We start from the raw sequence: 13,592 nt of genomic DNA on the forward strand, positions 1-13,592 counted from the left end.
CCCGTCGCGCGTGCTGCTGAAACAAACGAAACACTCCCACCGAACTACAGAAAAACGCCTGAACGAAAGCGGTACATGACAATAAGAACCGAAGACACGGAAGATTAAATGGGAGAGACGAAAATATCCAGAGCCAAATACCGAACATCTAGTCTTGGCAAGGGTCGACACGTTTTGCTCCGAAACCTGAGGTTCAAAATGCATAGGCCAGTTACTTCATACGATTGCCCCGACCGGCTTCGCGCGAGCCTTGTTGACCAAAACCATCCGGCCCATGAAGGGGTTCGCCGGCTCTTGCAACGCCATGATCGACAAGGGGCAGACGATCATTCGTTGCGGACGCCATGTCACACAGACGCCGCGCAGGCGCTCTGTACTGAGTTTCAAAGGTTTTGATGGCGCCGCGCGTGAAGGGCCAGCCTTGCTGCGGCCGCGGCTAAAACTAAACTACGATTGTCATGTTATCCTAGTCAGGTGCGCGGATCAACCTCCGAAGGCGGTCATCTGGGCAATGCCACCGCGGCTCATCTGGACAGTTCGGTCTCGGCCGCGATTGCCCTTTCAGCCGAAACGGTTGGCGCGGAAGGTTGCAAGCATGGGGTGCGGATTGCCGGAGGCGATTTCTTTGGCTAGCAATTCGCCGACGATCAGTCCAAGCGTGGCGCCGCTGTGGCTAAAAGCGACGTGAAGGTCGGCGACGGTCTCGACGGAGCCAAGCACCGGCTCGCCATCGCCGGGGATAGGCTTCGGGCCAACGGCGTAGGTTGCGAGTTGGAGCCGCGGATTGCCGTCAAGCACGGCGCTAGCTTCGTCGAGCAGTCCTTTTACGGTTTTGTCGTGCACGGTGTAGGTGTCGTCCGAGTTGACCACGACTTCTTCCTCCGACCATGCCGAATCCAAAACAAGTGCGCCATCCGGCGTCGGGCGTACCGCCACGCGCGGCGTATTCAGCACGGCGCGGAGGTCGGTCTTGATCGGCTTGGTCTTCAAGAGAAGTGAAATCGGCGTGGCGTCGGGGACATGGACTCCGATCTCCGCAAGCATGGAAGGCGTCGCTGGCCCAACGGCAAGGACGACTGCATCCGCCTCGACCGCCGCACCGCCAGCAGTGACGACGCCACGCGCGCGACCACCTGTGGCAACTATCCGCACGCGTCCAGCGTCCTGAACAAGCTTGCCGCCGCGCGAGCGGAATTCATTGAGCAGCAGATCGATCAAAGAGGGCAGGTCAACCCATCCTTCGCCAGGATTGAAAATGGCGCCCTGCGGGGTGACTGCACTGGCATTGACCCCGGGCGTCACTGCGCCAACTTCGGCAGGGCCGAGCAGAAGCGCGTCATAACCAATATCCTGCTCCAGCTGCCAGATGGACGCGATCTGGTTCGCCTTATCATCCGCATCCCAGGTGAGGCCGCCGTCAAAGCGAAGCCAGGACGCGGTTTCCGGCCTTGTGGCGGCCAGGGTCCGATAACGGTCGACGCCTGCAAGCCTCAAGCGGTGATAGGCAGTCTCCGCGCGTCGCGCTGAGTTCAGCCAGGAAAGTGAACGGCCGGATGCACCGTTGGACGGCGCGCCGTCATTGACAATGGTCACATCAAAGCCAAGGCGGGCGAGGTGCAGCGCAGTTGAGGTACCAAAGATGCCTGCGCCGACAACGACGACATGGCGCGGCTTTGGGAATGCAGTCATAGAGAAATCCTTCTACGCAGAAGATGGGCCGGAAATTGTGAGATCGCTACAAAGCGCTGCGGAACTAGTAGTCCGACAGCTTCTTCATGTAGCGCCTACCCTCGAGCATCGGCCGGTCGCGCAGACCTGCCAGCTTGTAGGCAAAACGCCATAGAGTGTCGAAGAAGACCAAAGGCACGAGATAGGGTTTGATGTGTTCGGACATACCGCCGAGGTCGAGTTCCGCTCCATCGAGCACCAGGATGTTTTCCCGGCTGCCGTATTTGATAAGGAAATCACGGGCACGTTCGGAAAGGCTCCGCGTTTCGTCCAAACCCAGCAGGACCACGAAGGAAGCATCCCTATCCACCACTTCGAATGGGCCATGAAAGAACTCGTTCGCGTGTATTGCCTGCGAGTCGTACCAGTGCATTTCCATGAGCACGCAGATGGCGTAGGAATAGGCCGCACCGTAGCTGGCACCGCTGGCTAGTGTGTAGATTGCCTCTCGAGGTGCGAAGCGAGCGGCGAAGGTCTCGAACCGGTCAGCGTAGGCCCGGTGCGCGCGCTCGATGGCCGGTTGAAGATGGCTCAGGCTGATCAGCAGGTCGTCGGTTAGCCCGCCGTCTTCCCGAGCATCGATCAAACCGGCGAGCAGCATGTAGAGCACGCCGTAATTGCTGTAGGCTGCATCGATTGCTTTGCCCGTCGTATACGAGGCCTGGTAGGCAATCGGGTGGTCGACCGCCCGCGCGAGGGGCGATGTTTGGTCGAGCGTCATGCCGATTGTCATTGCGCCTCGGTCTTTTGCGTGATTGGCCGCCCGCACGGTCTCCTTGGTGTTTCCTGTCTGCGAGCAAAGGACAACAAGCGTGTCAGGTCCCAACCGCCGCGGATCTCGGCAGACGAACTCATCCGCGTTGTAGATGTCGCAGGCGAAAGTGCCACTATGGCGGTCGAGGAAGTATTTGCCTGCCATCATGATCGAGAGCGAGCCGCCGCACGCCACGAGAAAGAGGTGCGAAAACTGCCTGCCCGCCGCAGCGTTCAGAGCGCGTTCTAGGTCGGCGGGCAGGGCGGAAATCATGAGCTTCCTCGTCTGGTTGACAGAGCTTTGGCCGGCGCACAATTGACAGATAATTGCCATTATGCGAACGTTCTCACATCCTTTTAAGCTGAAAGTCCTGTAATGGTCAAGATTGCCGCGATGGGCGATAACGTGGTCGATTGCTATCTTGCTCGCGGCGAGATGTATCCTGGCGGAAACTGCCTCAATGTCGCGGTCTATGTGAGCCGCTTCGGCGGGCAGTCGGCCTATGTGGGAGCGATCGGCAAAGACCGGGCCGGGGACCTGATCTGCACTGCACTGGCGTCGGAGCGCGTTGACGTCACCAGATTGCGGCGCCTCGAAGGGCCGACCGCTTACTGCCTCATAGGTCACCACAACGCCGATCGGATTTTCCTGGATTTCGATCTCGGCGTTTCGATGTTTACGCCGACGCAAGAAGATCTGGATTTTCTCTCAGGCTTTCAGGCCGTCCACATCGGCCAGTCCAGCGGGTTAGACCCATGGGTTGCCGCAGCTTCGAGTAAATCACTGTTATCTTACGATTTTTCCACGCGGCGGGAACCGGAACACCGGCGCGAGGTTGGACCCTATTGCTATCTGGCTTCTGTTTCAGGGGATGGTCTTGACGACAAGGAATTGGCCGTAGTCGCATCCGATCTGCTTGCGTGTGGTCCAAAGTGGGTTTTGGTGACGCGCGGTCGAGCCGGCGCGGTGCTTCACAGCGACACAGGCTCCTACCGTACCCCGGCGCGGCTGGTCGAACCCGTCGACACCCTGGGCGCGGGCGACACCTTCATCGCCCGAACGCTACTCGGCCTGCTTACGGAAGAGGCGCCTCAGGACATTCTCTGCCATGCCGCAGAGGCGGCGGCTGCAACCTGCCAGTACTACGGGGCGATCGGCCATGCGTCAGCAATCGATATAGGGAACATGACGCCCGAGATCCTCCGCGGAGCCCGGCACGCTCAACACGGGAAAACCGTCTAGCTGCGAAATTCTCCGAAACAATTGACGCGAGAAACGGACAATGCTAGGTGAAAGTGATAACGTTCTCATCCATCTCATTAAATGCCACCTAAGAGCATTTTGATGGATCAGACGTCGAGTGGGAAGGCCGGGTTCGGCTAATCGTAAGAGGAGAAGACATGCAAACGAATTCGAGCAGGCGCCAACTGGTGAAATGCGGCCTGGCGCTGTCTATCGCGCTGGCGACAGGACTTAGCACCTTGGCCGCGTCAACGCAGGTAAAGGCGAGCGACAACCCCTACAACCTCATCGACCCGACGGTGATCAGCGTCGGAACCATGGGCGATGCGAAACCCTACGTCTTCACCGACGCCAACGGCAACTTCACCGGCTTCGACGCTGAGCTCTTCCGCGACGTGGCGCACCGGCTCGGGTTCAAGGAGGAGCAGGTCGTCTTCACCGGCCAGGAATTCTCGGCGTTGCTGCCATCCGTCGCCAACGGCCGCTTCGACGTCGCTGTCGCCGCCATTGGCACGACCGCGGAGCGCAAGAAGACCGTGGATTTTGGCGATGGCTATCTCGCGGGTTACCTTTCGATCATTTCGGCCGATCCGGCTCTGACGAGCAATGAGAGCACCGCCGGAAAGCGCATCGGCGTGATCCAGGGGACGCTGCAGGAAATCTATGCCGAGAAGAATCTGAAGGGCGACATCGTCAAGTTCCCCGACAACAACACCGCGGTGGCGGCGCTGAACAACGGGACGATCGACGGCCATTTCACCGACTATGAGTCGGCCAAGCAGTATGCAGAACGCTATAAAAACCTGAAGATAACAATGAACGTGCCGTCCTTCGATGCGCCAGCCGGGTTCGTGGTCAAGAAAGGCAACGATGCCTTCCGCGAGGCACTGAACAAGGCACTGCGCGAGGCCATGGAGGATGGCACTTGGAAACGGCTGCACGAAAAATGGTTCGCGGGCACCCCCATGCCGGATCAATATCTGCCCAAGAAGTGAATTCGAGCGACTTCGCTGTGTTTTCCGGCCGGGCCCGTGAGCAACGGTGCCCGGCCGAGTTATAGATGGACTTGATATGAGCTGGTTCGATACCTTCTCCCGCAGCTTTCTTGATTTCCAGGCGATGGCAGAAGTTCTGCCAAACATGGTGATGGTCGGTCTCAAGAACACCCTGATCCTGGCCGTTGCCTCGACGTTTTTCGGGACGCTGATCGGTATCGTCCTCGCCGTGATGGGGATTTCCGAAAACCGGCCGCTGAAACTCCTAGCGCGGGTCTACACCGATATCTTCCGTGGGCTTCCCGCCATTGTCACTATTCTGATCATTGGCCAAGGCTTCGCGCGGTTGGGCCGGGACCTGTTCGGTCCATCGCCTTATCCGCTGGGCATTCTGGCACTCAGCCTTATTGCCGGCGCCTACATCGGAGAAATTTTCCGGGCCGGCATTCAGAGCGTCGAGCGTGGTCAGATCGACGCCACCCGCACGCTCGGAATGACGTATGGCCAAGGCATGCGCCTGGTGGTGATCCCGCAAGGCATCCGCCGCGTCCTGCCGGCACTGGTCAACCAGTTCATCGGCAACGTCAAGGACTCCAGCCTGGTCTATTTCCTTGGCCTGCTCGCCTCCGAGCGCGAACTGTTCCGCGTCGGCCAAGATCAGGCCGTGCTGACCGGCAACCTGTCACCGCTCTTGCTGGCCGGCGTGTTCTACCTCGTGATCACGGTGCCGCTAACCCACCTCGTCAACTACATCGACGCGCGCATGCGCGTCGGCAAGCGTATCACCGGCGTGCAGAGCGGCCTCAAGGAAGTCGCCGAGCTTGCGGAAGCCGGCGTGCCGGGCGCAGGGAAGTCGCCGGCAGCCGCGCCCACACGCTTCAAGGGCGGCAGCATCGAGGTCAAGAATATCGACATGGCCTACGGTGCCGTCCAGGTGCTCCATGACGTCAGTCTGAAAGTGGAGCCCGGGACGGTCACCTGCCTGATCGGGCCATCCGGCTCGGGCAAGTCGACCTTGCTGCGTTGCCTCAACCGCCTCGTCGAGTGTCGAGCCGGAGACATCCTGCTCGATGGTGAAAGCATCTACAAGCAGACCCCTGACCAGCTCCGGCGGCGTGTCGGCATGGTTTTCCAGCAATTCAACTTGTTCCCCGACCGCAGTGCGCTCGCCAACATTACCCTGGCGCTGCGCAAGGTAAAAGGCATGTCGCGCCAGGAGGCTGAGCGCGCGGCCTTAGCGAGGCTGCATGAAGTCGGACTCTTGGAGCGCAAAGACCATCGGCCGGCAAATCTTTCGGGCGGACAACAGCAGCGGGTGGCCATCGCGCGCGCCCTGGCCCTCGAACCCGAGGTTATGCTGTTCGACGAAGTCACCAGTGCCCTCGATCCGGAATTGGTAAAGGGTGTCCTGAACTTGATGGCCGACCTCGGACGGGGCGGGATGACGATGGTGGTCGTTACGCACGAGATGAACTTCGCTCGCAAGGTTGCAAACCAGGTCGTATTCATGGACGAGGGCCGGATTGTCGAGGCAGGGCGACCAGAGGACCTTTTCGACAATCCGAAAAGCCCACGTCTTCGGCGCTTTCTGTCTGAGGTGCTGTGATTGCAATGGTGTGTGCAACGGCGAGTGCTGCGGTGTTCGGGCTTGCGGGGTGGGCCTAACTGCCACTAGCTCGTCTTTACGACGCACGAATGGGCGGCGGGGCTTGCTGAGTGATTCAAAGATCGTCGAAAAACGCAACCATCATAGAGGTTGCTCGCCGGGCCGGGGTCAGCTCCGCCACGGCGGGGCGTGTGCTTGGCGACTACGGCTACAGCAGCCCCGAGGTTCAGGAGAAAGTGCGCGCCGCCGCAACTGCGCTGGGCTATCGCCCCAATCGCCTGGCAAAAGGTCTGATCACCGGTAAGACGCAGACTATCGGAGTTGTGGTCGGCGATATCGAAAGCCCATTCTACGCGAGCGTCTTGCGTGGAATAGGGGATGTCGCGCGCCGTGGCGGGTTCGGGGTTATCGTTACGAATAGTGACGAAAATGCCGAACTCGAGCGAGAGGCGGTGCAACTGCTGCTGGAAAAGCAGGTCGACGGTTTGATCGTCTCGTCGACCTTCGTGGATGAGCCGGATCATCTTCGTGAGGCAGTCGCGGCCCGCTGTCCCGTTGTGCAGTTCGACCGCATCGTGGCGGGCTTGGAGACCGATTCCGTGGTGGTCGACAACGTTTCTGTGACGCGCAGCAGCATCGCTGCGATGATCGGGGCCGGACACAGCCGCATCGGCATACTGGCCGAACTGGGTCCGGGCCAGCGCGATGATGTCGGCTCCTTTGTGGCGAACGTCGATCTCTCCAGCGCTGACGTTCGCTACCACCATCCAAGCTGGCAACGGCTGTTGGGTTATTTGGAAGCTCATCGTGCCGCAGGTATCGAGCCGGATCTGCAGTTGGTCCGCCGGGTGGCGGTCTATTCCAGCGAGGCAGCCCGCAAGGAGGCGCTCGATCTGCTGACAATGCGCAATGCACCGTCCGCTCTATTTACCGCCGACGGTGTGATGTCGACAGGCGTTCTGGAGGCGACTTCCGCACTGAAGCTTGTGATTCCAGGAGACGTTTCGCTGCTTTGCTTCGACGATCTCGACTGGATGCAGTTCGTGGCCCAAGGTATCACAGCCATCGCGCAGCCAGCGCACTTGATCGGAGCGGCGGCGGCGGAGCTTCTCTTGAAGAGGCTGGCGGAGGCTACATTACCTTTCGAGCACCGTGTCCTGACGGCCCAAATCGTGGAGCGCAATTCGATTGCCGTGCATGTCTAGCTGCAGGCTGGATGTTCTGAGGTCCCTGAGCGGAAGCGGGCGTGTCCCTGACATTCAACCCGTGGCTGCGTTGACCTAAAACGGTCGTACGTCATGCTGGAAAACATCGGCAGGTCAGTTTGAAACCGCTGACCTGAGCTTGCCCGGCTTGTTCGCTCACCAACACCGGCGGCTCATCGGTGCTCGTCACTGCCAGCCAGTCTGTGAAATATATTTCTGCATGTGAATTTTATTGACAATCGAGCCAACTCCTGCGAATGATCAGCTGCTGGGCCTCGGGAGGAGGTTCGGTCTCATCAACCACAAGCGGCGGCACGTAAGTGTCAGGCCGTCCAATTGACCAGGCTTCGGCCGAGGGAGGACTCTTGCGCAAATTTTTGAGCATGCTCGCCATTTCGGCAGCAGCCACCACAGTGTTGGGGGCAGGCCACGCCGCGGCCCAGGCCGCTAACCCGTTCAAGTGCGAGCCGGGTGAAAAATACGTCATGAACGTCATGGTTTCCGGCGTCGAATACTGGTTCCCGGTCTACGAGATGTTCAAGCAGGCTGGACAGCAGTTCGGTTGCGAGACCGAATACACCGGGACGCCCGAATACGATGTGAACAAGCAGATAGCGACATTCGACCAGGCGCTGGCTCAGAAGCCGGCTGGCATCCTGGTGCATCCGATGAACTCCGATCCGTTCATCGAGCCAATCAACCGGGCCATCGACCAGGGGACGGCAGTAGTCACATTCGCCGCAGATTCGCCCAACTCCAAACGAGTGTCCTACATCACCTCCGACAACGTCGCCGAAGGTACCTATGCAGCCGATGCAGTCGCCAAGGCGATGGACGGCAAGGGCGAATACGCGGTCCTTGAAAACCCCGGACAGGACAATCACGACAAGCGCATCGCCGCCTTCATCGCCCGCATGGAAGCCAAATGGCCGGATATGAAGCTCGTCGGCCGCGCGGCGTCGAATCAGGATGCGACGAAGGCCTATCAGGCCGTGCTCAGCCTTGCCCAGGCGCATCCCGAACTGGGCGCGGTGTTCATGCCGGAAGCCAACTCGGCAATCGGCGCCGCGCAGGCCGCGAAGGAGGGCGGCGGCAAGATCCGGGTTATGCTGGCCGACGTCAACGCCAAGATCCTCGATATGATCAAGGCCGGCGAAATCTTCGGCTCGGTCAACCCGAACCAGGGCATGCAGGGCTATATGGGCTTCATGCTGCTGTGGCTGGCCAAGCATCCTGAGCTGATCGATCCGATGAACGACGCCCGGCGGTCGGGCTTCAACGGCATGGGCGTGCCTTTCGTCGACAACGGCTTTTCCATCGTCACTGCGGAAAACGCCGATGATTTCTATTGGGATGCCTACCTCACACGGCGCGGCACCAAGGGCATCGAGGAATAAGTCCGACTTTATGCCTTCGGGCTCTTCGGAGATGCTCGAAGCGGGACGGGGCGCGTTCGCGCCCCGTCGACCAGGCCATTTTCATCAATCTCAACGCTGCAGGGGGACGGAGTGACTGCCGCCGCCATTCTTGAAATCCGCGAAATATCGAAATCCTTCGGCGCCATCAAGGCGCTGACCGGGGTCGATTTCACGCTGCAGCGAGGCGAAATTCACGCGCTGTGCGGCGAGAATGGCGCGGGCAAGTCCACGCTGATGAACATCATCGCCGGCATTGTGCAGCCCGACGATGGCACCATTCGTCTCGAAGGCAAGGGCGTCACCATCGCATCGCCATCCGTCGCGCAGCGGCTTGGCATAGGCCTCGTCCATCAGGAAATCGCGCTGTGCCAGGATGCTACGGTCGCCGAAAATATCCTCATGGCGGCCATAAACTATCGGCGCGCGCCGCTGATGAATTTTCGCCGACTCTACGCCGATGCGCAGAAGATAATGGACCTGCTGGCGCCGATCCCGGTCGAGACGCCGGTCGCCGAGCTTTCGATTTCCAACCAGCAGCTTGTGGAAATCGCCAAGGCGCTGACGCTCGAATGCCGGGTGCTGATGCTCGACGAGCCGACGGCCGCCCTGACCGAGACCGAGGCGCGGCGTCTTTTCGCAATCGTCCGCGATCTCAAGGCGCGCGGAATTTCAATCATCTACATCAGCCACCGCATGGCCGAGATCTTCAGCCTGTGCGACCGCGTCACGGTGTTTCGTGACGGCAGATATGTAGCGACCGATCCTATCGCTTCGGTCACTCCCAACGATGTCGTGCGCAAGATGGTCGGGCGCGAAATCACGCAGCTCTATCCGCAAAAGCTCTCGCCTGAACGGCGCACCGACCGCCCTGTGCTGTCGGTCGGGAATCTCTCCTATCGAGAGGGTTCCGACGGCGTCAGCTTCACGCTTCGTGCAGGCGAAATTCTTGGCATCGGCGGATTGATTGGCGCTGGCCGCAGCGAGATGGTTCAGACCGTTTGCGGCTTGCGCGCGAAGCTGTCGGGATCGGTCGAACTCAATGGCGAGCCGGTCAGCATCAGGACCTACAGCGATGCAGTGCGCGCCGGCCTGGTCTACCTCTCCGAGGACCGCAAGGCGTCTGGCCTGTTCCTCGACCTATCGGTTGCCTCGAACATCTCCGCGCTGGACCTTCGGAAACTGACCACACCACTTGGGCTGCTCGATCGCCGCGCCGAGGCAAAGCAAGCCACCGACCTGGTCGAGCGCCACGGTGTGCGCATGGGCGGCATCGAGACACAGGTGTCGACGCTTAGTGGTGGCAATCAGCAGAAAGTCGCCATCGCCAGGCTTCTTTCGGTCGGCCCCAAGGTGGTCATTCTGGACGAGCCCACACGCGGGGTCGATGTCGGCGCCAAAGTGGAAATTCATCGCCTGCTTCGCGACCTCGCCGAGCGGGGCGTCGGCGTCATCGTGATTTCATCCGAGCTTCCGGAATTGATCGGGCTCAGCGACCGGGTGCTTGTCATACGCGAAGGTGCCCTCGTCGGCGAACTGGAGGCGGACGAATTGACCGAAGAAGCGATCATGCTGCTGGCTTCGGGTGTCCGCCAGCAACGATCAAACGCAAGGCAGGTTCAGAATGTCGCTTAGACAGACCGGAGGAACCCTCATGGACGCCGAAATCAAGGCGAGCGCCCCCGGGCTTGGCGGGCGCAACTGGCTGCGTCTGGGGTCAATGCGCGAGGCGGGTCTGATCGCAATCATGCTGGCGCTGTGCCTCGCCATGACATTCGCCTCGCCGCATTTCCTGACTTGGGGGAATTTCCGCGCGATGCTGATGAGCTTCTCCATTGAAGGCATCGTCGTGGTCGGCATGACGATACTCCTCATTGTCGGCGGCATCGACCTTTCCGTCGGGTCGGTGGTCTGCTTCTCCATGGTCGTGTCAGGCGCTCTCTTCCTGATGGGTCTGGACCCGTGGACCGCGAGCCTCATCGGCATAGGCGCCAGCGCGCTGATCGGCGCGGTCATGGGCTTCTTCGTGACCGTCATCGGGCTCAATCACTTCATCACATCGCTGGCAGCGATGGTGATCGTGCGCGGTCTTTGCCTTGTCATCACCAAGGGAACCCCGCTGTCGCTGTTCACCCTGCCGCCCGGGTTCAAGGCGATCGGCCAGGGCAGCTTCGGCAATGTGCCTTATGTCATCGTCATCTTTGTCGTGGTCGTGGCCATCTTCGATTTCCTGCTTCGGCGTGCCACCGCCTTCCGTAAGGTCTTTTATACCGGCAGCAACGAGAAGGCGGCCCAATTTTCGGGCATCAAGACCAAGCAGGTCAAATTCTGGGTCACGGTCCTCTGCTCCACCCTGGCGGGCTTTGCCGGCGTCATCTATATGTCACGCTTTGGCGCTGCGACCCCGACCTTCGGCGCTGGCATGGAGCTCAACATCATCGCCGCGGCGGTGATTGGCGGAGCATCGCTCAATGGCGGCTCGGGCACCATCTTCGGCGCCATACTGGGCATGGCGCTGCTCTCGGTCGTCACAAGTTCGCTGATCCTGCTCGACGTTTCCGTCTATTGGCAGGACATGATCAAGGGATGCATCCTGCTCGCGGCGGTGTCGATCGACCACTTCCTGCACCGCAGGAAATCCTGAGCCGCAGCGCAAGAGTTGAGCATCCATCATGTCACCAACCAATTCGCGGGACGACGTCACGATCGTCCGCCAGATGTATCAGGCGCTTGTGCTTCATTACATGGAAGCCAAGACGCAGGCGGAAATCGCCAAGGAGCTCGGCATCTCGCATGCGACCGTCAACCGCCTCATCAAACGCGGTCATCAACTCGGGCTTGTCGAGATCAAGATCAAGTCGCCGGTCGAGCAACTGGTCGACATCGAGGCGCGACTTGTCGCGATAGGGGGACTCCAAAGGGCCGTCGTCGTTCCTTCCGTTTCGGACAATCCGCAGACTGCCCTCCAGCGCGTCGGCGAGGCGGCGGCGAGGCTGGTGCTCGAGACGATCAAGGACGGCGATACGATTTCCATTACCGGGGGCAAAGGAGTGAGTGCCGTCGTCGCCGGCCTCAAGCCGAATCGAAGCTACGACGTCGAGGTCGTTCCCGCGACCGGCCTGGTTCAGGGCAAGCACTACACCGACGTCAATCATGTCGCGTCTCTGATGGCCGACAAACTCGGCGGGCGCGCCTATCAGGTTCACGCGCCGCTGTTTGCCGACAGCCCGGCCCAACGCGACATGCTGATGGGCGTGCGGGCGGTTTCGGATGTCTTCAGCAAGGCGCGGGAAGCAACACTTGCGGTCGTCGGCATCGGCTCCATCCTGACCGACGATTCCAGCTACTACGATCTGCACCCGTCCTCGAGCGCCGACCGGCTGGCCATCGAACGCTCGGGCGCGGCGGGCGAGCTGCTCGCGCATCTCATAGACAGCAACGGCAAGCTCGCCGACTACCGCCTCAACCACTCACTGGTTTCGCTGACGCTCGAGGAATTCGCGACCATTCCGCAGTCGATAGGGGTCGCAAGCGGCGCAAGCAAGGTGGTCCCGATCCTCAGTGCCATGCGCGGCTCTCACCTCGACACTCTCGTCACCGACGAAACCACCGGCTTGAAGATCCTCGAGCTCGCCGAAGGAAATGCAGCATGAATTCTCGACAAATCACCCGCTCAATCGGCAAGTCCGGCGTTGTCGCTTCGGCGGTGGGACTCGGCACCTGGGCCATCGGCGGCTGGATGTGGGGTGGCACGGATGAAGCAGAATCGATCGCTGCGATCCAGGCGTCCATCGATGCCGGCGTCTCGCTGATCGACACCGCGCCGGCTTACGGTCTCGGCCGCAGCGAGGAGATCGTCGGCAAGGCCATCAAGGGCCGGCGCGACCGCGCGGTCATCGCCACCAAATGTGGCCTGAACTGGCATTCGAAAAAGGGCAATCACTTCTTCGATCAGGATGGAACGCCGGTGAACCGATATCTCGGTGCCGAGGGCATTGCTTATGAAGTGGAACAGAGCCTGCGGCGGCTCGGCACCGATTATATCGATCTCTACATCACCCATTGGCAGGACCCGACGACCCCCATTGCCGAAACAATGCAAGCGCTCGAACGCCTCAAATCAGCTGGCAAGATCCGCGCCATCGGCGCAAGCAATCTCAACCCCGCCGAGCTGCAGCACTACGTGACCGCTGGCCAGCTCGACGCGATCCAGGAAAAATATTCGATGCTGGATCGCGAGATTGAGCAGACATTGCTGCCGATCGCGCGCCAGCATCAGGTCGCTGCGCTCAGTTACTCGTCGCTTGCACTCGGCCTGCTTTCGGGCGCCATCGATCCGGCGCGTGAGTTCAGCGGTGACGACCAGCGCAAGGACAATCCGCGCTTCTCTCAGGCCAGCCGGCGCAAGGTAGCCGCTTTGAAGCATGCCCTGACCCCGGTCGCGGAGGTCCACCAGGCAAGCATGGCGCAGATCGTCATCGCCTGGACGCTGGCGCAGCCCGGCATCACCTTCGCGTTGTGTGGGGCGCGAAACGCGACGCAGGCGCTCGATAACGCCAGGGCAGGGGAGATTTCGCTGAGCGCTGCCGAACTCACGGCCGTCGATGCGGCGGTGGCCGGGCATCTCGTGGCGATAGATGCGTGATC

At 60.6% G+C, this 13,592-nt stretch carries 11 protein-coding genes; 9 read left to right on the top strand and 2 right to left on the bottom strand.

Going from position 1 to position 13,592, the window contains the following annotated elements; all coding sequences use genetic code 11:
- Positions 1 to 561: 561 nt before the first annotated feature.
- Both BQ8482_RS09465 and BQ8482_RS09470 read right to left on the bottom strand, forming a co-directional pair.
- Entirely contained in the window at positions 562 to 1,689 is a 1,128-nt protein-coding gene (locus BQ8482_RS09465; protein ID WP_123147191.1) for an NAD(P)/FAD-dependent oxidoreductase, read from the bottom strand.
- A 64-nt stretch (positions 1,690 to 1,753) separates the two neighbouring features.
- Positions 1,754 to 2,755 (bottom strand): SIS domain-containing protein, encoded by a 1,002-nt coding sequence (locus BQ8482_RS09470; protein ID WP_123147498.1) that lies wholly within the window; start codon positions 2,753 to 2,755, stop codon positions 1,754 to 1,756.
- Positions 2,756 to 2,857: 102 nt separating this feature from the next.
- Here BQ8482_RS09470 and BQ8482_RS09475 point away from each other — a divergent pair, with 102 nt between their 5' ends.
- The 9 genes from BQ8482_RS09475 to BQ8482_RS09515 all read left to right on the top strand — a co-directional run bounded on the left by BQ8482_RS09475 (position 2,858) and on the right by BQ8482_RS09515 (position 13,590).
- Positions 2,858 to 3,724 (top strand): PfkB family carbohydrate kinase, encoded by an 867-nt coding sequence (locus BQ8482_RS09475; RefSeq protein WP_123147192.1) that lies wholly within the window; start codon positions 2,858 to 2,860, stop codon positions 3,722 to 3,724.
- Between the two features lie 158 nt (positions 3,725 to 3,882).
- Positions 3,883 to 4,719: an ABC transporter substrate-binding protein gene (locus BQ8482_RS09480; protein ID WP_123147193.1), complete on the top strand. Its 837-nt coding sequence runs from the start codon at positions 3,883 to 3,885 to the stop codon at positions 4,717 to 4,719.
- Between the two features lie 76 nt (positions 4,720 to 4,795).
- Complete coding sequence (locus tag BQ8482_RS40030; protein WP_123147194.1) at positions 4,796 to 6,325, top strand: amino acid ABC transporter permease/ATP-binding protein; 1,530 nt, start codon at positions 4,796 to 4,798, stop codon at positions 6,323 to 6,325.
- 110 nt (positions 6,326 to 6,435) lie between these two features.
- Positions 6,436 to 7,530, top strand: coding sequence for a LacI family DNA-binding transcriptional regulator (locus BQ8482_RS09490; RefSeq protein WP_123147195.1), 1,095 nt, complete (start codon positions 6,436 to 6,438; stop codon positions 7,528 to 7,530).
- Between the two features lie 365 nt (positions 7,531 to 7,895).
- Entirely contained in the window at positions 7,896 to 8,927 is a 1,032-nt protein-coding gene (locus BQ8482_RS09495; RefSeq protein ID WP_123147196.1) for a substrate-binding domain-containing protein, read from the top strand.
- A 111-nt stretch (positions 8,928 to 9,038) separates the two neighbouring features.
- On the top strand, positions 9,039 to 10,580 hold the full coding sequence (locus BQ8482_RS09500) for a sugar ABC transporter ATP-binding protein (protein WP_123147197.1): 1,542 nt from the start codon (positions 9,039 to 9,041) through the stop codon (positions 10,578 to 10,580).
- A gap of 19 nt (positions 10,581 to 10,599) precedes the next feature.
- Complete coding sequence (locus BQ8482_RS09505; protein ID WP_123147198.1) at positions 10,600 to 11,589, top strand: ABC transporter permease; 990 nt, start codon at positions 10,600 to 10,602, stop codon at positions 11,587 to 11,589.
- A gap of 28 nt (positions 11,590 to 11,617) precedes the next feature.
- Positions 11,618 to 12,598 (top strand): sugar-binding transcriptional regulator, encoded by a 981-nt coding sequence (locus tag BQ8482_RS09510; protein WP_123147199.1) that lies wholly within the window; start codon positions 11,618 to 11,620, stop codon positions 12,596 to 12,598.
- Complete coding sequence (locus BQ8482_RS09515; protein ID WP_123147200.1) at positions 12,595 to 13,590, top strand: aldo/keto reductase; 996 nt, start codon at positions 12,595 to 12,597, stop codon at positions 13,588 to 13,590. The genes BQ8482_RS09510 and BQ8482_RS09515 overlap by 4 nt, the downstream gene beginning before the upstream one ends.
- Positions 13,591 to 13,592: the final 2 nt, after the last annotated feature.

Origin of the sequence: Mesorhizobium delmotii, from assembly GCF_900149755.1 — a bacterium.
Taxonomy (GTDB): Bacteria; Pseudomonadota; Alphaproteobacteria; order Rhizobiales; family Rhizobiaceae; genus Mesorhizobium; species Mesorhizobium delmotii.

Excerpts from the sequence above, each read along its gene's own strand:
- BQ8482_RS09465 (WP_123147191.1), bottom strand. The coding sequence starts at position 1,689 with ATGACTGCATTCCCAAAGCCGCGCCATGTCGTCGTTGTCGGCGCAGGC.
- BQ8482_RS09470 (WP_123147498.1), bottom strand. The coding sequence starts at position 2,755 with ATGATTTCCGCCCTGCCCGCCGACCTAGAACGCGCTCTGAACGCTGCG.
- BQ8482_RS09475 (WP_123147192.1), top strand. The coding sequence starts at position 2,858 with ATGGTCAAGATTGCCGCGATGGGCGATAACGTGGTCGATTGCTATCTT.
- BQ8482_RS09480 (WP_123147193.1), top strand. The coding sequence starts at position 3,883 with ATGCAAACGAATTCGAGCAGGCGCCAACTGGTGAAATGCGGCCTGGCG.
- BQ8482_RS40030 (WP_123147194.1), top strand. The coding sequence starts at position 4,796 with ATGAGCTGGTTCGATACCTTCTCCCGCAGCTTTCTTGATTTCCAGGCG.
- BQ8482_RS09505 (WP_123147198.1), top strand. The coding sequence starts at position 10,600 with ATGGACGCCGAAATCAAGGCGAGCGCCCCCGGGCTTGGCGGGCGCAAC.
- BQ8482_RS09510 (WP_123147199.1), top strand. The coding sequence starts at position 11,618 with ATGTCACCAACCAATTCGCGGGACGACGTCACGATCGTCCGCCAGATG.
- BQ8482_RS09515 (WP_123147200.1), top strand. The coding sequence starts at position 12,595 with ATGAATTCTCGACAAATCACCCGCTCAATCGGCAAGTCCGGCGTTGTC.